This window comes from Neorhizobium sp. P12A (assembly GCF_008365395.1).
Lineage (GTDB): Bacteria > Pseudomonadota > Alphaproteobacteria > Rhizobiales > Rhizobiaceae > Rhizobium.
In genome coordinates, this window is record NZ_QOVX01000010.1 from 120,030 (window position 1) to 137,907 (window position 17,878).

Sequence of the window (17,878 nt, forward strand, 5' to 3'; positions counted from 1 at the left end):
TCCGGGCGGTGACATTGCCGCCGCCCGTCTTGCTTTTTCTATTTCAAGTGATTTCGACGAAGGTACGCAATGCCGAGAATAGCCTATGTGAATGGACAATACGTAGCGCATACGGACGCGATGGTGCATATCGAGGACCGTGGCTATCAGTTTGCCGACGGGGTCTATGAGGTCTGCGAGGTCAGGCATGGCCTGATCGTCGATCTGACGCGGCATCTCGATCGCCTTAATCGTTCGCTCGGTGAGTTGCGGATTGCATGGCCGATGAGCCGCGCGGCGCTGACGCAGGTCATTCGCCAGACGCTGCGCCGTAATCATGTCCGCAACGGGTTGTTCTATCTTCAGGTAACACGCGGTGTGGCTCGCCGCGATCACGTCTTCCCCAAGGAAGGAACGCCCTCTTCGATCGTCGTGACGGCCAAGAGCACCGACCCAACGATAGTCGCCAAAAAGAATGCCAGCGGCATCAAGGCGATCACTGTTCGGGACAATCGCTGGGACCGCGTCGATATCAAGACCGTGGGATTGCTGCCGAACGCGCTGGCGCGCCAGCAGGCCAAGGAGGCCGGTGCGCAGGAGGCGATCTATATCGATCACAACGGCATGGTGAAGGAGGGGGCCGCCACCAACGTCTGGATCGTCGATGCGGATGGTATCCTGGTCACTCGCCCGGCCGAGCACGGCATCCTTCGGGGCATCACGCGAACGACGCTGATCGACGTGGCCGGCAAGCTCGATCTGCCGGTTGCGGAGCGGTATTTTTCCGTCGAAGAGATGATGTCGGCTCGCGAAGTGTTCATCACGGCGGCGACAAGCATTTGTTTTCCCGTTGTTTCCATCGATGGCCAGACCATTGCCAACGGTCACCCGGGAAGTGTGTCACAGAAAATCCGAGAGGCCTTTTTCGACGTTGCGGAAAAGACAGTGATTTGATACCAAGATTTGCTGGAGGGGAGATACGAGGGAATCTCGCCTCCGGGGACACCAGGACTAAGTTGATATTCCACCGACATTTGTCGGCAAGAAAGAAAGAAGCGGCGCGATGGCGGAACGTTCTCAGAATTTGCAGGATCTGTTTCTCAATACTGTTCGCAAACAAAAAATTTCACTTACGATTTTCCTGATCAACGGTGTAAAGCTCACGGGCGTTGTTACGTCCTTCGACAATTTCTGCGTCCTGCTGCGCCGAGACGGTCATTCGCAACTTGTCTACAAGCATGCGATCTCGACCATCATGCCAGGCCAGCCGATGCAGATGTTCGAGAGCGAAGAAGCCGCATCCTGAATGCATCCTAGATAGGATCTGCCGTCATCACGACACGCGATACCAAGAACGATTCCATCATCCCGGAAACCAAAAAGCTCCGGGATGACATGCGCGCCGTTGTCATCGTGCCTGTGCTGAAACAGGCGCGAAGCAAGGTTTCCCAGAACGAAACCGCGATCACCACCTCACGTTCGCCGGAAAGCCGACTGGAAGAAGCCAAGGGCCTTGCCCAGGCGATCGATCTGGATGTGATGAGCGGCGTCGTGGTGCCGGTCAACGACCCGCGGCCGGCAACCTTGATGGGCACTGGCAAGATGCAGGAGATCAAGGCGCTTCTCGACGAGTTCGACGCCGGCCTCGTCATCGTCGATCATCCCCTGACGCCGGTGCAGCAGCGGAATCTCGAAAAGGAATGGAACGCCAAGGTCATCGACCGGACGGGCCTCATCCTTGAAATCTTCGGCCGCCGCGCCTCCACCAAGGAAGGCACGCTGCAGGTCGATCTGGCACATCTGAACTATCAGAAGGGCCGCCTGGTCCGAAGCTGGACCCACCTTGAGCGTCAGCGCGGCGGTGGCGGCTTCATGGGCGGTCCCGGCGAAACCCAGATCGAAGCCGACCGGCGCCTGCTGCAGGATCGCATCATCAAGCTCGAGCGCGAACTCGAGCAGGTCGTCCGCACTCGCCAGCTTCATCGCGCCAAGCGCAAGAAGGTGCCGCATCCGATCGTGGCGCTCGTGGGTTACACAAACGCCGGCAAGTCGACGCTGTTCAATCGCATCACAGGGGCAGGCGTACTCGCTGAAGACATGCTCTTTGCCACGCTCGACCCGACATTGCGCCGCATGAAGCTGCCGCATGGCCGCACCGTTATCCTGTCCGACACCGTCGGTTTCATCTCCGATCTGCCGACCCACCTCGTCGCCGCCTTCCGGGCAACGCTGGAAGAGGTGCTGGAAGCCGATCTGATCCTGCATGTACGCGACATGGCGGATGAAGACAACGCCGCCCAGAGTTCTGACGTTATGCGCATCCTCGGTGATCTCGGCATCGGCGAGGCCGAGGGCGCTGAACGCATCATCGAGGTCTGGAACAAGATCGATCGGTTGGAGCCGGAAGCCCACGACGCCATCGTGCAAAAGGCGGCAAGCGCGCAGAATATCGTTGCGGTTTCTGCGGTAAGCGGCGAGGGCGTCGACCGGCTGATGGACGAGATCAGCCGCAGGCTCTCCGGCGTCATGACCGAAACGACGATCACGCTTCCGGTCGACAAGCTGGCTCTGTTGCCCTGGCTCTACAATCACGCCGTCGTCGACGGACGAGAGGACAATGAGGACGGCTCGGTGACGCTCGACCTGCGTCTCGCAGAAACCGAGGCTGCGGAATTGGAACGCCGTATGGGCAACGGGCCGAAGGCGCAGAAGGAAGATTGGGAGTAGGGCGGGCGCGGGTGCTTTTCTTAGAACCCGTGAGATTCTACCCTCCTGACGTCATTGCTGTCCTTGGGTCCGCGGAGTCCTCTTTAAGAGCTTAGCCATGGGATAGCCGGGCAGTTTGCCCCAAAATTCCGGCGCACCCGCATCGACATAGCCTTGCATGTAATAAAAGCGGCGCGCTGTTTCCGTACTCGTTAAAGTAGCTTGATTGTGGCCCGAATCCGTCAAAAACCCTTCGAGGGTGGCTAACATAATCTTGCTCACACCTTGGAAGCGAATGCTGGGCGCAACATAGTTCAGCGTGATCTCTCCGCTGTTGGTTGCCCCGCCAACTGCGCAAATTTTTCCATCTTGCTCGTCAACGAAAATGCTCTGATTGGCAGAGGCGAGCCACAGGAGAAAGTTCTCAGCCGTTTTGTTTTCTAGCCACATTCGCAGGACTTCGTCGTTTTCCTGGTGATCTGAAACGCAAAGCTCCTGGATAGATTCGCGTATGACGTGGATTGCTCGATCGGCATCATCCGGTATCGCCATACGGATCATAGTCGCTTTCTTTCGCCCTTTAACAGCTGCACTCTGCGGGCATTCCCGATCTGCGAGTTCACACAGACATCCGCTCAATTGGAGCCGAAGACCAAGCTGAAATGCTTCCACTGAAAAGCGCCAATGAGAATTCGGTCATTGACCCCAGTATCTAATAGCAGATGCACGCTTAACCTGAATTCACCCTAGGTCAACTGCCGCTCGATTGCCTTCGCCGCCTGCCAGATCTCTTCCATGCGCTCCAGTGACGCGCCCTCTAGCGTCTCGCCCTCGGCCTCCAGCGTCGTCTCTATATGGCCGAAACGGCGGCGGAATTTGGTGTTCGTCCCGCGCAACGCCTGTTCCGGATCAGCTTTGATATGCCGGCCGATATTGACGACGGCGAAAATCAGGTCGCCGAGTTCGTCCGCGACCTTGTCTTTTTCGCCGTCCCGCAATGCAACGCGAAGCTCATCGATTTCCTCTTCGATCTTGTCGAGGATAGGTTCGGGCGCCGACCAGTCAAAGCCGACCTTCGCTGCCCGTTCCTGAAGCTTCAGAGCCTCCGTCAGCGCGGGAAAGCTGCGTTGCACCGAACCCAGGAAGCCTGCCTTGAAGTCTTCGGTAATACCGCGCCGCGCGCGGCGTTCGGCTCTCTCCCGCTTCTCCTCGGCCTTGATCTGGTCCCATTGCAGCTTGACGGCATCGGGCGTGTCCGCATCCGAGCGCGCGAAGACATGCGGATGGCGCCGGATCATTTTCCGTGTGATGGCCTCGACGACATCGCCGAATGAAAATTCACCGGCCTCTTCCGCCATCCGCGCATGAAACACCACCTGCAGCAGCAGGTCGCCCAGCTCGTCGCAGAGATCGTCCATATCCCGGCGTTCGATCGCGTCGGAAACCTCGTAGGCCTCCTCGATCGTATAGGGCTTGATCGTCTCGAAGGTCTGGACGATGTCCCAGGGGCAACCCGTCTTGCGATCTCGAAGGGCGGCCATGATTTCGATCAGGCGGGAAATGTCTTTTGAAGATTCCATGATGGCTCAATTCAGCGGAATGTCGTTATCGCCCTTGGAGGCCTGGTAACTATCGGAAAGCGCTGCATAAGTCGCCTTGATCCGGGCAATCTGCGCTTTCAGTTCGGTTCGTGTGTGATCTGCTTCCGTCTCCACCAGGTCGGCGATCGCAAAACTGTTCCAGAAGGCGTTCTGCTTGCGATAGCCGCCCGGTTCAAGGCCGAAGACTTCTTTCAGGATCTTGAGGTCGTGCGGGATGGCGAAGCTGTCGCGGGAATCCTCGTGACTGAAGAAATAATAGAAATTGTCGAAACCAGCCCAGGTGATCGCCGACATGCACATGGTGCAGGGTTCATGCGTGGATAGGAAAATCAACTCTTTCGTGGTCGGTTTCTCGCCCATCTCGTAGAAGCGCTTCAGCGTATGCACTTCGCCGTGCCAAAGCGGGTTTTCCAGCTCGTTGTTGGTTTCGGCCACGACCAGCGAAAGGTCGGATTTGCGCAGGATCGCCGCGCCGAATACCTTGTTGCCGGCGGCAACGCCCTGTCGAGTGAGGGGCAGAATGTCGTTTTCCACGACATCGAGCAGTCGAGCGGCAATCGTATTGGCAGACAAGCGGATACTCCTGAGTTTGACTTGAGCTTATCCGCAACCCCCGTCGCGCGGGAAGCGGAAATGAAGCACCGGTTCCGTTTGCCACAACGAAAAGGACTCTGTCGTGCCGAAAATGCCATAAAAACTATGGATTTTACGTGCTTGAACCCTTGTTGGCGCGATCGGTGAGATTTACTCAAATCGTCGATCGGACGAGCAAAAGAATACGAACTCGCTTGAGGTTTGGAATTTCTGTTTCTTCAATCTCTTGCCGCTAAAGGGCATATTCCGGCAGCTTCGAATTGGAAAGAGTATGCCTCCCAAGACTGATCAGCTATCTGTGTTTCCCGCCTTCTTCCGGGTTGAAGGACGGGTGACGGCTGTCTTCGGCAATGGCGACGAGGCCTTTGCCAAGGTGCGGCTGCTGCAGAATACGCGCGCCCGCATCGTCGCCTATGCCGACGCACCTGAAGCCGACTATCACACCTTCCTGATTTCCAATCGTATCCAGACCGTGCGCGCTTCTTTTTCGCCGGACCAGGTTTCAGGTGCCTCGCTGGTATTTGCAGCTACGGGAAATGCCGAGCTTGACCGCGCGATTGCCGCTGCCGCGCGAGCCGAGAAGATCCCGGCGAATGCGGTCGACCAACCCGATCATTGCGATTTCTTCACGCCGGCGCTCGTCAACCGCGCACCTGTTGCGGTCGCGATCGGCACGGAAGGGGCCGGTCCGGTTCTCGCGCAGATGATCCGGGCGCAGATCGACCAGCTTCTTGCGCCGTCCCTCGGCCGTCTCGCAGAGCTTGCGACCAGCTATCGCAAGACCGTCGAGCATGTGGTTCCGCGCGGTGCGGCCCGTCGGGTTTTCTGGCGCCGCTTCTTTTCAGGCCCGGTGGCGGATGCTGTTGCTGCCGACAATCTCCCGCACGCTCAACAGGTCGCCAATCGGCTCTTGCGCTTCGAGGAGAAAGTTTCAGGGCATGTCTGGCTCGTCGGTGCCGGCCCCGGCGCAGTTGATTTGCTGACGCTGCGCGCCCAGCGCGTAATGATGGAAGCCGACGTCATCGTGTACGATGCCCTTGTGCCGCAGGCGATCGTCGACATGGGCCGCCGTGACGCAGAGCGCCTGTCGGTCGGCAAGCGCAAGGGTTGCCATTCGAAGTCGCAAGAAGAAATCAACGATCTGCTCGTCCAGCTCGGCCGCGACGGTAAACGCGTCGTCCGCCTCAAGAGTGGTGATCCGCTGGTCTATGGCCGGGCAGGCGAAGAGATGGCCGCCCTGCGCGCCGCCGACATCTCCTACGAGATTGTTCCCGGCATCACGTCCGCCTTTGCTGCCGCAGCCGATTTCGAGCTGCCGCTCACCTTGCGTGGCGTTGCATCTTCGCTCGTTTTCACGACGGGCCACGATCTCACGGGTGATGTCCTGCCGGATTGGGCGAGCCTCGCTGTATCGGGCGCGACGATCGCGGTCTATATGGGCCGCACGGTCGCTGCGTCGGTCGCGAGCCGCCTGATGGATGCGGGCTTGCCGGCCGAGACGACAGTCGCGGTCGTCGAGAATGCCAGCCGCTCCGATCGCCGCCTGCTGCACGGCACATTGAAGGATCTTCCGGATCTCGAGTTCCGGGACGAGTTGACGGGGCCCGTCATGGTGATTATCGGCGATGCGGTCGCAGGCGCCAATTTTGAACTGTCCGAGCCGCTGACGCGCAAACGCGCCCGGCTCGATGAACTTGCGAGGAGCATATGATGGTAGACAAGGTTCTCACCGCCAATCGCCTGACCGACGGCATCGCCGTCTGGCTGAATGCGGATGACGAATGGACGACCTCCCTGCAGGAAGCGCTTGTCGCTCGTCATGCGGAAGCGGTCGCGGCGCTTGAGGCGATCGGCAAGAAATCTTATGCGGATAACAAGGTCGTTGACGTTAATGTCATCGAAGTACAAGAAACCAACGGCATTCTGTGGCCGTTGCGCCTTCGCGAGCGCATCCGCGCCCAAGGTCCCACCATGGAATATGCGCCGGGCTACGCGCCGGCCGATCCAGAATTCATTGATGCCTGAGGAAGACGATGTATCGTTACGATGAATTTGACCACGCCTTTGTCGCCGAGCGCGTTGCGCAGTTTCGCGATCAGGTCGAACGGCGCCTTTCTGGCGAGCTGTCGGAAGATGCATTCAAGCCTCTGCGCCTGATGAATGGCGTCTACCTGCAGCTTCACGCCTATATGCTGCGCATCGCCGTTCCCTACGGCACGCTAAGCTCCAGGCAGGTGCGGATGCTGGCTCATATTGGCCGCACCTACGACCGCGGCTACGGCCACTTCACCACGCGCCAGAACCTGCAGTTCAATTGGCCGAAGCTCTCCGATATTCCGGCGGTTCTGGAAGAGTTGGCGAGCGTGGAAATGCACGCGATCCAGACATCGGGCAACTGCATTCGCAACGTGACGGCGGACCATTTCGCCGGCGCTGCAGCAGACGAAGTCGCCGATCCGCGGCCCTATGCAGAAATCCTGCGACAGTGGTCTTCGGTTCATCCTGAATTCTCCTTCCTGCCGCGCAAGTTCAAGATTGCCGTGACCGGCGCAGAGCGTGACCGCGCCGCGATCCAGGTTCACGACATCGGCCTGCATCTGAAGAAGAATGGCAAGGGCGAAATCGGCTTTGCCGTCTATGTCGGCGGCGGCCAGGGCCGTACGCCGATGATTGCCAAGCTGATCCGCGATTTCCTGCCGGAAGAGGATCTACTGTCCTACACGACGGCAATCGTGCGCGTTTACAATCTGCATGGCCGCCGCGACAACAAGTACAAGGCGCGTATCAAGATCCTGGTTCACGAAACCGGCGCCGAGGAGCTGACGCGCCAGATCGAGGCCGAGTTCGCCAAGCTGAAGGACAGCGAGCTGAAACTGCCGGAAGCCGACGTTCAGGCGATCACCGCCTATTTCGCGCCGCCCGCATTGCCGGAGCGCGCCGAAGGCTGGGAAAACCTCGCTCGCTGGAAGAAGGCCGATCCCGAGTTTGCGCGTTGGGTTCAGCAGAACGTGCAACCCCACAAGAACCCCGACTACGGCATGGTGACGATCTCGCTGAAGCCGATCGGCGGTATCCCGGGCGATGCGTCGGATGCGCAGATGGATGCGATCGCCGATATCGCCGAGGAATATGCCTTCGACGAAATCCGCGTCAGCCACGAGCAGAACCTGATCCTGCCGCATGTGGCACTGGCCGATCTCGAAGCCGTCTATCGCGGCTTGGTCGCGATCGGTCTGGCCGAGGCCAATGCGGGCCTGATCACCGATATCATCGCCTGTCCGGGACTGGACTATTGCGCGCTCGCCAATGCGCGCTCGATCCCGGTCGCCCAGGAAATCTCCCGTCGCTTCGGCTCCGCCGAACGTCAGGCTGAAATCGGCGAGTTGAAGATCAAGATCTCGGGCTGCATCAACGCCTGCGGCCACCACCATGTCGGCCATATCGGGCTGCTCGGTGTCGAAAAGAAGGGTGCCGAACTCTACCAGATCACGCTTGGCGGCTCCGGTGACGAGCACACCTCGATCGGCGAGATCATCGGCCGCGGCTTTGAGCCCGAAAAGGTCACGGACGCGATCGAGACCATCGTCGATACTTATCTCGGCCTGCGCCTCAATCCGTCGGAAATCTTCCTCGATGCCTATCGTCGCGTCGGACCGCAGCCTTTCAAGGAAGCGCTCTACGGCTCGTCGGCAGCAGAAGCGGCATAAGGGGGCATAGAGATGACGAAGATCTGGAGAGAGACCGGGTTTGTCGAAAACGATCCGTGGATCATCGAAACCGATGAGGTGAAGGCGACGGAAGACCAGAAGCCGTTGCTGGACCTGGACGCGATGATTGCCAGGGCTGAAGAGAGCAACGATGTCGGCCTCGGCGTGCTGATCAAGCCTGCCGACGATGTAAGGCGCCTTGAGCCCTATCTCTACCGCCTGGAGATCGTTGCTGTTGCATTCCCGGCCTTCAATGACGGCCGGGCTTTCAGCCATGCATCGCTGCTGCGGCAGCGTCTCGGCTATACCAACGAGATTCGCGCGGTCGGTGACGTGCTGATCGACCAGATTCCGCTGATGCTGCGGGTCGGCATCGATAGCTTTGCCGTGACCAACGAAACGGCGCTGAAGCGGCTTTCCGAAAACCGTCTGCCGAGCATCCCGCATCACTATCAGCCGACGGCTCGTCATGCCGAGGGCGGCAAGGGCTATAGCTGGCGCCGCCAGTCCGGAAAGATCGCCTGAAACGATTTCCCCGGATGTGAGAAGAGGTGATATACTTTTCTCCGTCCGGTGACATTGCGGTCTGGAAACTTGACTGCAATAAGCATATTTCCTGCTTACGGTGAGGCATGGAATGGAATGCCTTTAAATGGAGGCAGATTTGTAATATCTGCCTCGCAGCACCGATGATCATCAGACCTACGGGATTAGATTGCGCATGAACGCCCCCGCCAAGACAGAAGAATTCGCATCCGCCATTCCTGCCGGCGTTTTCGCCGAGACGGTGTTGAGCGTCACGCATTACACGGATCGGCTGTTCCGATTCACCATGACCCGGCCGCAGGGCTTCCGCTTCCGCTCCGGCGAATTTGCGATGATCGGCCTCATGGTCGAGGGCAAGCCGATTTTCCGCGCCTATTCGATCGCAAGCCCGGCCTGGGCGGAGGAGCTGGAATTCTTCTCCATCAAGGTTCCGGACGGTCCGCTGACCTCGCATCTGCAGGCAATCAAGCCCGGCGATCAGGTGCTGATGCGCAAGAAGCCGACAGGCACGCTCGTGCTCGACGCGCTAACCCCCGGCAAGCGTCTCTACATGTTCTCGACGGGCACGGGCGTTGCGCCTTTCGCCAGCCTGATCCGCGATCCCGAGACCTACGAGAAGTTCGAGGAAGTCATCCTCACCCACACGACTCGCGACGTCGCCGAGCTGAAATACGGCTTCGATCTGGTCGATGAAATCCGCAACGACGAGCTGCTGAGCGAGATCGTTGGCGACAAGCTACGGCACTACGCAACGGTGACCCGCGAGGATTTCGAATATCGCGGCCGCATCACCGACCTGATTTCGTCAGGCAAGCTCTTTACCGATCTCGGCGTTCCGCCGCTCGATCCTGCGATCGATCGCGGCATGATCTGCGGCTCCTCGGCCATGCTGAAGGACACCAAGGAACTGCTGGAAAAGGCTGGCATGGACGAGGGCGCCAACAGCAAGCCGGCGGAATTCGTGATCGAACGCGCGTTTGTCGGCTGACGCTGACTGTCAGCAGATTTCAAAGGCGGTTCCGGAAACGGAGCCGCCTTTTCTATTTGGCGCCGAGATAGTCGATAAGAGAGGTCATCGCGCGGCGGGCTTCCTCCACGTTCGCCTGGTGGATAGCACGGATCACGGTCACATGGAGCGAGATCGACCGGTCCATGCGTTCGGGATTGGCGGTCGAATACCAGAGCCTGCGGGAGTGCGTCTGCACGGGTGCGAGCGCGGCGGTAATGAAGCCGTTGGGGCAGGCATCTTCCAGAAGCTCGTCAAAGGCCTTGTCGGCCGCAAAGAAACCCGCGAGATCCCCGCTGACGGCGCAATCGGACATGAGCCGTGCGCAATCCAAAAGCTTCATCCGCTGCTCGCCATTGGCATGTTGAGCCACAAGCGCCGCGGCAATCGGCTCCAGTTCGCGGCGCACCTGCATGACATTGGTATGGTCTTCCGGGCGGATCTCTGCGACCTGCAGGCCGACACGCGGCTTTATGAGAATAAGACCCTGCCACGCGAGCTTCTGGATCGCTTCGCGGACCGGAGTGCGCCCGTGACCAGCAAGCTCGATTAACTGCTTCTCCGTCACCAGTGCGCCGGGTTTCAACGCAAGGCTGACGACCAGATGCTCCAAGGCAAGATAGGCGAGGTGGCTCTGCGAATTCTGCATTGTTGGGCGATTCCAGATGATGCTGATATATCACATATTTGCATGTCGCTTTTGCGATGGCAACTTCGCCTGATATATCAGCCTGAGCAGTAGAGGATTGCGACCGCGTCGAAGCGGGAAACTGCTTCGGCCCATTCATTTCTCGGAAATGGCATCCTCGGAAAATTGCCTGGTTCCGGGCAAGGGATGCAGCCAATGCTCCCGCCGCTTGATCCAAAGTTCGTAGGTCGGCTGCAGATCGGTCGGTGCATCGACAAGGGTGCCGATCTGGATTTCGACTTCGTCCTTGTTCAGATTGAAGAGCCTCGAGCCGCAACGGGGGCAGAAGCTTCGACCGCTATATCTCGATACCATTCCTTCCGAAGAAAAGGATGCTCGTGGCCAGATCGCGAAGGTCGCGTAGGCCGAGCCGCTGGATTGCCGGCAATCGGTACAGTGGCAGAGGCCTATGCGTAGCGGGTTTCCGCGAACCTCGTAGCTGACGGCTCCGCACAGGCAATTGCCGGCTCTGGTCTCGGACGAGGTCACCTCAGACCGCATGTCATCGACATCAATGTTCGAGCGTGGACGGCATCATTGGCGGACGACGCTTTGCCGCCATCAACAAATCCAGTTCCGTCGCCGAAGGGCCGAATTTGTCATAGAGGCGCTTGGCCTCACCTTCGTCGAGCCTGTATTTTCTGGCGAACTCTGCAATGCTGTAGGGCTTGCCGCGGATGACCTTCCGGTTCTGTGTCTGGTTGGAAATTCCCGTCATCTCAGCCTCTTTTTTTGAACTCCAGGAGGTAGTTAGGGCTGCCGGCAGCTTTGAGAAGGGGGAACTATAGTCTGATGGCAGCACGCTTCCGCCGAAATACTTCGGAACATCAGAGCCGCGTCGATCCCATCGCGAGATAGGCTAAATTTTATTGGAAACGGTCACCATCCGCCCGGCTCAATAGTGACCGTTACAGGCATTAGCTGTTAGCGGCGAATGAGGCGACCGACCGCGATCAAGATGCAGGCACCGATGAAGCCGGCAATCAGATAGGCGATCATGCCGCCACCGAGGCTGAGATGGAGTACTGATAGAATGGCGTTGGCAACGATCGCGCCGACGATGCCAAGAATGATGTTCATGAATACGCCCATATTGCTGTTCATGAATTTTTCGGCGAGCCAGCCCGCAATACCGCCGATGATGATGGCTGCAATCCAACCCACTTGCCCGTCTTGCATGAATTTCCTCCTGCTTATTGAATTGTTGATTATCAAACGGCGGCAAGGTTCTTCAAAAGGGCCAATGCCGTAAAGAATTGTGCACTTCCTGCTTGCGAAGCGCAATGCTGGCTATATGCCATATCAATGCTGCAGAGCTTTGACGGTCTGATACCTTGTTCGGTATCAGGGCGACCGGGTTCAATGACCAATTTCTCCCCAGCTCGGCTCCCAGTCGACATGGTCAAGCTGGATATAGACGTTCACGGCGTTGATTCCGGCGTAATTGGCGGCCCATGCTAGGGCGGCTTCAGCATCGCAGCCTGGATCCGGCCAGGAATAGCCTTCGTCGGACAAATCCTCGCTCTTGGAAATAACCGCCTGCAAGCCGCGGCTCGCCTTGTAGAGCCGGATCAATACGTAAGGTGGCTCTGCGCAATCTTCTTCGTAATAGCGAAATTTCGTCATGCCGGCTCGCTCCGAAACTTTGCTCCATCAGATGATGCGATCATGCCAGAGGGAGGCCACAGATAAAATGACATTTCGTCCGCCGTCTTCGAAAGAGGTCTTCGCCGGTGTTTGGAGTTTGGGGAGACCGCCGACGATCCCCTCGGGAAAAACTATGAGCCGGCGGTCTCTGCGCTGCGCAGTTGCCATTTTGAGGAAAGCTCACCTAACGTCAATTGCCCCGGCCTTATCTCTTTGGGCTAGCTCATTGCGTTCAGCGCGGGTTCATGGCTGCCCGCTCAGACTTGCTATGTCGTAATGGCAAGGAGCAGAATTCATGAGACGGATAGCGAATTTAGCTGTCGCAGCAAGCCTGGCATTTGGAGCGATTTTTGCTGCGATGGAACCGGCTTCGGCTGTTCCGATGGTCCGCCCCGCAGTGTCGGAAAACTCAAATGTGTTGCAGGTTCAGTATTATAGCCGGTACGGCTACTACGGGCATCATGGACACTATCGCTATCCTGATCGCTACTGGCACCATCATCGCTGGCACCATCGGCATTGGCGCCATCATCATCACCACCACGATCATCACCATCATGGTCACCACTACCATCATGGTCATCACCATCACTAGCGGTCGCTTAAACGTGAACCGCGCCAAGTCACGCGAAATCCACCAGGCGTTAGGTACTGCGCCTGGTAAGATCGTCTAGATCAACGCTGGCTGGCCTCCGCCGCCTCGGTTCGTGCCCGGAACGGGAATTTTCGCCCGCATTGGCATTTGATGATGTAGCTCTCCTGGAAATTGGAGGACCGTTGCTCGAAGAACCCCGTCGGAAGCTGGTCGACCTGAAAACCAGGGTGCTTTCGGGTGGGGTGATCGTCTTCGGATGCTTCGGCAAAACCGGTGTTGTTGCATTGTGGGCAGGTGAGTTTCTTCGAAAAGCGATCGCGGGAAGCCATGAGCAGTCTCTCTTTGGGTCGGCTGTTCATACACGGGGATCAGCCATCGGAAAAGACGGAACCATTCCCCACGGCCTGTCGTTGACCTCAACGAAAGGAGAACGACTATGCCGAATAGAGATCCCATACCGACTCCTAGCGCAGAAACCCCGCGCGGCCCGACGCCCACGCCTGGAATCCCGGATCGCACGCAGGAGAAGCCACCATTGACGCCAGCGCAGGATCCCGGTGACACGAAAAACCCGGAAGATCCGGCACTATTGCCGATCGGCGATCCCGCCGGAGCGGCTTAAATTTCTGCAACTGATATCGATAGGGCGAAGGCGGCTGTCAGGTCGTCTTCGCTTTGTGAAAAATCCGGAACGATCGGACGTCGGTCAGTTGCAAGGACGTCTTCAGACCAAAGCGGATAGCCGCCTGCTCCCATTCCAGAAAAGAACGGTGTCAGCATCTTCAAGCGTCGAGACGGGAGGAGAAAAAAGCCCCGCCGAAGCGAGGCCGAGTTTGCTGCGCTTCGGGGAAATATCGAAGCGACGCGGCTTATGTATCGCCGAAAACGAGTTGATGGGAGGGCAGATTCGGCCGAAGCGGTACGGTCTTTGAACGAATTCGATCAAGCCGGCCGGGGCTGGGATAGCGGCGGCCGGCCGGATATTGATCCTCCGTTTGCATCTTAATTCGAAACAGCTACATTAATTTCGTGGATGAGAAAGCTGGAGGAGCGATTTCATGAAGAGAATGTGGCCCGAAGAGTTGAATGCGGTTCTCGATGGCGCGGAAGAAGTCATGCTGGAAAGCGCTTCGCCCGAGCATCCGGTACATCGGAAGGCTTTGAAGGCCCATCTGCCGATGGAGGACTACGAGCGCATCTGGCCGCTGGCGGAGATGCGCTTTCGCATGGGGGACGGCCGATTCTCCGGCAAGGCAGTGACGCTGATAACAACAAATCCCCATTACCATGAATGGCACCCTGCGGATGGCGGAAGCGTCGAGAACGTTTCGGAGAGTGGGCGGCATTACACGACGAAATATGTCGACGTCTATTTCTTGCTGGACGACGTCAGGGAAACCGTATCCGCGTGAGATAATCTGACCTTGCGGTCACAGGGCCGCGCCAGCCCATCCTTTGGCCGGCCCTGGACATCACCGCTTCAGCGCGCAGCGTGGGCGACAGAGTCCATCGCCGCATCAAGTCGCAAGCTTCATTCTAACCCCACAAAAACCGGAGTTGTGCGTTCCCGCGCAAGCGCTACAGTGGGCCATCGGGGTTAGGGCGCGACGAATATGCAAGGGACAAGGTGGCAAACTCCCGTGATGTTGGCCTGCAAGAAAAGCGGCCAATATTTCGTGATTACCAGCACGCAGGAAGCACTGGATATGCTGTCGACCAAGTGGCCGGTCAACGAAGGTCGGGCGTTGATAGAAGCGCTGGAAACCTGTAGCGCCGCGCTTGAGGGGAGGCGGAGCAATCTTGACGCCAGGCTTGGCCTCCTGCGCGCGGCAGACGAAGCTGGCGTGCCAGTCGTCGACTGTATGTCGCTTGAATATTCGATTTGAATAGCGTCGTCGTCTTGTCTTCCGTGATGCCGGTACTGGCTAACCACGGCCCGGAAAAGACCTCCTCTTTAAATGGTAGTAGCTTCGGTCTCAGCTGAGGCGAGCAATCGTATCGTCGAGGTTATCGATCGCTAACTGCTCGCGCGCGATCATGCCTTCAATATCGACATCCTCGCTCACCCATTTCGCGCTCAGACCCTGCGTCTTCATCGACAGCAGTTCATTAAGATGCGCGACCTTCTCGTCTCGCATCTTGATCAACTTCAAGCGAAAATCGTCGTTCATACCAAACCCCTCCAGAGGTGACGTTCGTCGATGCGCTACTACACTAGCACTGCTCAGGCCCCGTTGCAGAATTGCGGATATTACTCGGCAACTTCTTTCTGCTCCAGTCCGGTAAGAACACCAGAAAAAGCAACTATCGCCTACAGTTCCTAGCCGTTTTCTCTGATCGGAGTTGACGAACGGAGGCGCGAAGAGCGAGCCTAAGAAGAAGAAAGCCGTGTGACTGTATGACTTTCCAACCGTCACAAAAAGCACACGCAAATCGCTGAATAGTTGATTTCATGGTGAGAGCGATGGGATTCGAACCCATGACCTACTGATTAAAAGTCAGTTGCTCTACCGACTGAGCTACGCTCTCCCGTTTCCGGATGCGAAGCACCCCGGTTGGAAGTGCGCGGAACATATGCAGACACCCTATTGTGGTCAACCCGGAAAATTGCCGAAATTGCGGCACCTTGCGGTTTTTTGAAGCGATCCGCTAAAAGGTGATTGGCGTTCGGGCGCTTCAAAAGCTAGGAAGGCTGGATATGTCGTAGCCGGAGTGCCTTCGTGTCGATTGCCGATATCTCGCTTCTCAGCGCCTTGCTGGCCGGAGCGCTTTCCTTCCTTTCGCCTTGCGTCCTGCCTTTGGTCCCACCTTACCTTTGCTATATGGCCGGCATCTCGGTCGAGCAGTTCAGGGGCGGGGAGGCGGTGATCGCCGGGCCAAGCATTCGTGGGAATGTCCTGTTTTCGGCACTGTTCTTCACGCTCGGTTTCGCTACCGTCTTCATTGCGCTCGGCGCCGGCGCCTCCTCGATCGGCTTGCTCTTGCGCCAGCACCTCGATCTGCTTGCGCAGATCGGCGGGCTAATCATCATTGTCATGGGGCTCAACTTCCTCGGCGTTTTCCGCCTCGGAATCCTGGCGCGCGAAGCGCGATTCCAGGGTGGCGGCAAGCCGGCGACGTTGACCGGCGCCTATATCATGGGCCTTGCATTCGCCTTTGGATGGACGCCCTGCATCGGGCCGGTTCTAGGCGCAATTCTCGGTGTTGCCGCGTCGCGTCAGACGGTTGGGGCGGGGGCAGGGCTGCTTGCCATCTATTCGCTCGGCCTTGCCGTGCCCTTCTGGATCGCAGCCGGTTTCTCGGGCGCTTTCATGAATTTTCTCGCCCGCTTCCGTCGTCATCTCGGACTTGTTGAAAAGGTCATGGGCGGCTTTCTTGTCGTCACCGGCCTTGCCTTCATGTTCGGTTTCGTCAGCGACGTCTCGATCTGGTTCCAGCAGACCTTCCCGATCCTGATGCAGATCGGCTGAGTAAAGCCTATCGCCGCAGCTTTTCGCGAAGAGCCGACGGCATCAGCCTGAAGCCGCCGCCGGGCTCTATGCCTTCGCGCATGACGATGCTGCGCAGCGGCGGGATGGCGGAAAGGACATGCAGACCCGCCGCCCGGAGCATCTGCACCGGCAGGAAATCCGACAGCAGCGATCGGTTGAGAAGATCGACGCTCGCCGTGCGGCTGATGATATCGGTGCGGCGCTTGCGGTCGAAACTGTCGCCGGCATCAGCCGCGACCGGCTGGCTGGCCCGGCCGCAAAGAATATCAACCAATCCCATGACATCGCGCAGGCTGAGGTTGAGACCCTGCGCACCGATCGGCGGAAAGACATGCGCGGCTTCGCCGATCAATGCGGCGCGACCCTTTCCAAAACGGTAGGCGGTCATGCCGGAAAGCGGCCAGACCTGCACGCTGTCCTCGACGGTGACCTTTCCGAGCATCGATTGCATGCGCTCTTCGACGTGCCTGCTGAGTTCCTCAAGCGTCAGTTCAGCTCTTGCCGCGGCCTCCGTCGGCTTCTGCACCCAGACGAGGCTCGACCGGCTGCCTGGCAGGGGTACCTGCGTGAACGGGCCGCTCTCGGTGTGAAATTCCGTCGAGATATTCTGGTGCGGCAGCGAATGCGCGAAGTTCAGCACCATGGCGGATTGCGGATAGGACCAGTTGCGAAACTTGATGCCGGCGCTGTCGCGCACGATCGAGCGACGACCATCGGCGCCGACGACGAAGGATGCCTCGACGGTCTCGCCATTGTCGAGAGTGATGGTGACACCGTCTTGCTTTGTCTCGATATCAGTGGCGCTTGCCTCGATGGTCGATATGTTTCCCTCCGCCTTGATGGCGTCGTTCAGCACCTGTGTAAGGGCCGCGTTGGGAATATTGTAGCCGAAGCTTTCGAGGCCGATTTCCGATGCTCGGAACGCAACCGTGGGCGCGCGCAACAATCTCTTGGTGCCGTCGATGATCTGCATCGTATCCAGGGAGGTTGCAGAGGGCGCAATCTTCTCCCAAAGCGCAAGTCGCTCCAGAAAGCGAATGGACTGGTCCATCAGTGCCGTTGTGCGCCGATCGGTCTTTGCCGGGGCAGCGGCGATGAGGACGACCTGTCTGCCGCCGCGCGCCAGCGCGATCGCTGCGATGCTTCCGGCCAAGCCTGCGCCGATAACGGCAACCTCAATCTGCTTCATGTCGCTATCCCGTTGTCATTTCCGGTAAAATTAGCTGTTTGTCCTGTTGAAATCCATGGGATGAAACATCGCAGTGGATGAAAATGACAGGAAGTCGGGCTATCGTCCGGCAAACCCTATGCTTTTGCG

General features: G+C 58.3%; 24 protein-coding genes and 1 tRNA gene. 13 read left to right on the forward strand and 12 right to left on the reverse strand.

Annotated elements, in window-relative coordinates; all coding sequences use genetic code 11:
* The first annotated feature begins 69 nt into the window (after positions 1 to 69).
* From DTW90_RS24165 to hflX, 3 genes are all read left to right on the forward strand, one after another.
* The gene (locus DTW90_RS24165) at positions 70 to 933 is read left to right on the forward strand and encodes a D-amino-acid transaminase (RefSeq protein ID WP_149341469.1); all 864 of its coding nucleotides are present in this window, start codon (positions 70 to 72) and stop codon (positions 931 to 933) included.
* A gap of 109 nt (positions 934 to 1,042) precedes the next feature.
* The gene (gene hfq, locus DTW90_RS24170) at positions 1,043 to 1,285 is read left to right on the forward strand and encodes an RNA chaperone Hfq (RefSeq protein ID WP_003539403.1); all 243 of its coding nucleotides are present in this window, start codon (positions 1,043 to 1,045) and stop codon (positions 1,283 to 1,285) included.
* 89 nt (positions 1,286 to 1,374) lie between these two features.
* Complete coding sequence (hflX, locus tag DTW90_RS24175) at positions 1,375 to 2,706, forward strand: GTPase HflX (RefSeq protein ID WP_132523830.1); 1,332 nt, start codon at positions 1,375 to 1,377, stop codon at positions 2,704 to 2,706.
* Positions 2,707 to 2,757: 51 nt separating this feature from the next.
* On the opposite strand, the gene DTW90_RS24180 is transcribed toward hflX, so the two are convergent.
* From DTW90_RS24180 to DTW90_RS24190, 3 genes are all read right to left on the reverse strand, one after another.
* On the reverse strand, positions 2,758 to 3,246 hold the full coding sequence (locus DTW90_RS24180; RefSeq protein WP_132523829.1) for a GNAT family N-acetyltransferase: 489 nt from the start codon (positions 3,244 to 3,246) through the stop codon (positions 2,758 to 2,760).
* Positions 3,247 to 3,431: 185 nt separating this feature from the next.
* A complete protein-coding gene (mazG, locus tag DTW90_RS24185; protein WP_149341471.1) occupies positions 3,432 to 4,265 on the reverse strand; it encodes a nucleoside triphosphate pyrophosphohydrolase in 834 nt (277 codons plus the stop codon).
* Between the two features lie 6 nt (positions 4,266 to 4,271).
* Positions 4,272 to 4,859 (reverse strand): nucleoside deaminase, encoded by a 588-nt coding sequence (locus DTW90_RS24190; RefSeq protein WP_149341473.1) that lies wholly within the window; start codon positions 4,857 to 4,859, stop codon positions 4,272 to 4,274.
* 292 nt (positions 4,860 to 5,151) lie between these two features.
* On the opposite strand from DTW90_RS24190, the gene cysG reads away from it, so the two are divergent.
* From cysG to DTW90_RS24215, 5 genes are all read left to right on the forward strand, one after another.
* Positions 5,152 to 6,591, forward strand: coding sequence for a siroheme synthase CysG (gene cysG, locus DTW90_RS24195; RefSeq protein WP_149341475.1), 1,440 nt, complete (start codon positions 5,152 to 5,154; stop codon positions 6,589 to 6,591).
* Entirely contained in the window at positions 6,591 to 6,905 is a 315-nt protein-coding gene (locus tag DTW90_RS24200; RefSeq protein WP_149341477.1) for a DUF2849 domain-containing protein, read from the forward strand. Before cysG ends, DTW90_RS24200 begins: the two co-directional genes overlap by 1 nt.
* Positions 6,906 to 6,913: 8 nt before the next feature.
* Positions 6,914 to 8,587, forward strand: coding sequence for a nitrite/sulfite reductase (locus DTW90_RS24205; protein ID WP_149341479.1), 1,674 nt, complete (start codon positions 6,914 to 6,916; stop codon positions 8,585 to 8,587).
* Between the two features lie 12 nt (positions 8,588 to 8,599).
* Positions 8,600 to 9,112 (forward strand): DUF934 domain-containing protein, encoded by a 513-nt coding sequence (locus tag DTW90_RS24210; RefSeq protein WP_132523823.1) that lies wholly within the window; start codon positions 8,600 to 8,602, stop codon positions 9,110 to 9,112.
* Positions 9,113 to 9,308: 196 nt separating this feature from the next.
* A complete protein-coding gene (locus DTW90_RS24215) occupies positions 9,309 to 10,121 on the forward strand; it encodes a ferredoxin--NADP reductase (protein ID WP_132523822.1) in 813 nt (270 codons plus the stop codon).
* Positions 10,122 to 10,173: 52 nt separating this feature from the next.
* Here the strand turns inward: DTW90_RS24215 and DTW90_RS24220 are convergent, their stop codons facing one another.
* The 5 genes from DTW90_RS24220 to DTW90_RS24240 all read right to left on the reverse strand — a co-directional run bounded on the left by DTW90_RS24220 (position 10,174) and on the right by DTW90_RS24240 (position 12,453).
* Positions 10,174 to 10,788: a GntR family transcriptional regulator gene (locus DTW90_RS24220; RefSeq protein WP_149341481.1), complete on the reverse strand. Its 615-nt coding sequence runs from the start codon at positions 10,786 to 10,788 to the stop codon at positions 10,174 to 10,176.
* 135 nt (positions 10,789 to 10,923) lie between these two features.
* Positions 10,924 to 11,328 carry a GFA family protein gene (locus DTW90_RS24225; protein WP_149341483.1) on the reverse strand — a complete coding sequence of 135 codons (405 nt, stop codon included), beginning with the start codon at positions 11,326 to 11,328 and terminating at the stop codon, positions 10,924 to 10,926.
* Positions 11,329 to 11,338: 10 nt separating this feature from the next.
* On the reverse strand, positions 11,339 to 11,545 hold the full coding sequence (locus tag DTW90_RS24230; protein WP_132523819.1) for a hypothetical protein: 207 nt from the start codon (positions 11,543 to 11,545) through the stop codon (positions 11,339 to 11,341).
* 206 nt (positions 11,546 to 11,751) lie between these two features.
* Positions 11,752 to 12,006, reverse strand: a complete 255-nt coding sequence (locus DTW90_RS24235; RefSeq protein WP_149341485.1) for a GlsB/YeaQ/YmgE family stress response membrane protein — start codon at positions 12,004 to 12,006, stop codon at positions 11,752 to 11,754.
* A 180-nt stretch (positions 12,007 to 12,186) separates the two neighbouring features.
* Positions 12,187 to 12,453 (reverse strand): hypothetical protein, encoded by a 267-nt coding sequence (locus tag DTW90_RS24240; protein WP_149341487.1) that lies wholly within the window; start codon positions 12,451 to 12,453, stop codon positions 12,187 to 12,189.
* Positions 12,454 to 12,935: 482 nt separating this feature from the next.
* On the opposite strand from DTW90_RS24240, the gene DTW90_RS37195 reads away from it, so the two are divergent.
* A complete protein-coding gene (locus tag DTW90_RS37195) occupies positions 12,936 to 13,148 on the forward strand; it encodes a hypothetical protein (protein WP_188080026.1) in 213 nt (70 codons plus the stop codon).
* Position 13,149: 1 nt separating this feature from the next.
* On the opposite strand, the gene DTW90_RS24250 is transcribed toward DTW90_RS37195, so the two are convergent.
* Positions 13,150 to 13,398: a hypothetical protein gene (locus DTW90_RS24250; protein WP_132523815.1), complete on the reverse strand. Its 249-nt coding sequence runs from the start codon at positions 13,396 to 13,398 to the stop codon at positions 13,150 to 13,152.
* A 107-nt stretch (positions 13,399 to 13,505) separates the two neighbouring features.
* Between DTW90_RS24250 and DTW90_RS24255 the strand changes: the two genes are divergently transcribed.
* The 3 genes from DTW90_RS24255 (at position 13,506) to DTW90_RS24265 (ending at position 14,955) form a co-directional block, all read left to right on the forward strand.
* Positions 13,506 to 13,691 (forward strand): hypothetical protein, encoded by a 186-nt coding sequence (locus DTW90_RS24255; RefSeq protein WP_132523814.1) that lies wholly within the window; start codon positions 13,506 to 13,508, stop codon positions 13,689 to 13,691.
* 436 nt (positions 13,692 to 14,127) lie between these two features.
* Positions 14,128 to 14,481 carry a hypothetical protein gene (locus DTW90_RS24260; protein ID WP_132523813.1) on the forward strand — a complete coding sequence of 118 codons (354 nt, stop codon included), beginning with the start codon at positions 14,128 to 14,130 and terminating at the stop codon, positions 14,479 to 14,481.
* A 231-nt stretch (positions 14,482 to 14,712) separates the two neighbouring features.
* Positions 14,713 to 14,955 carry a DUF982 domain-containing protein gene (locus DTW90_RS24265; RefSeq protein WP_245512744.1) on the forward strand — a complete coding sequence of 81 codons (243 nt, stop codon included), beginning with the start codon at positions 14,713 to 14,715 and terminating at the stop codon, positions 14,953 to 14,955.
* Positions 14,956 to 15,045: 90 nt separating this feature from the next.
* Here the strand turns inward: DTW90_RS24265 and DTW90_RS24270 are convergent, their stop codons facing one another.
* Positions 15,046 to 15,240, reverse strand: a complete 195-nt coding sequence (locus DTW90_RS24270; RefSeq protein ID WP_132523811.1) for a hypothetical protein — start codon at positions 15,238 to 15,240, stop codon at positions 15,046 to 15,048.
* Positions 15,241 to 15,522: 282 nt separating this feature from the next.
* Positions 15,523 to 15,598, reverse strand: a tRNA-Lys gene (locus tag DTW90_RS24275).
* 191 nt (positions 15,599 to 15,789) lie between these two features.
* On the opposite strand from DTW90_RS24275, the gene DTW90_RS24280 reads away from it, so the two are divergent.
* Positions 15,790 to 16,539 (forward strand): cytochrome c biogenesis protein CcdA, encoded by a 750-nt coding sequence (locus tag DTW90_RS24280; protein ID WP_132523810.1) that lies wholly within the window; start codon positions 15,790 to 15,792, stop codon positions 16,537 to 16,539.
* 7 nt (positions 16,540 to 16,546) lie between these two features.
* Here the strand turns inward: DTW90_RS24280 and DTW90_RS24285 are convergent, their stop codons facing one another.
* A complete protein-coding gene (locus tag DTW90_RS24285) occupies positions 16,547 to 17,749 on the reverse strand; it encodes a UbiH/UbiF family hydroxylase (protein WP_149341491.1) in 1,203 nt (400 codons plus the stop codon).
* Positions 17,750 to 17,878: the final 129 nt, after the last annotated feature.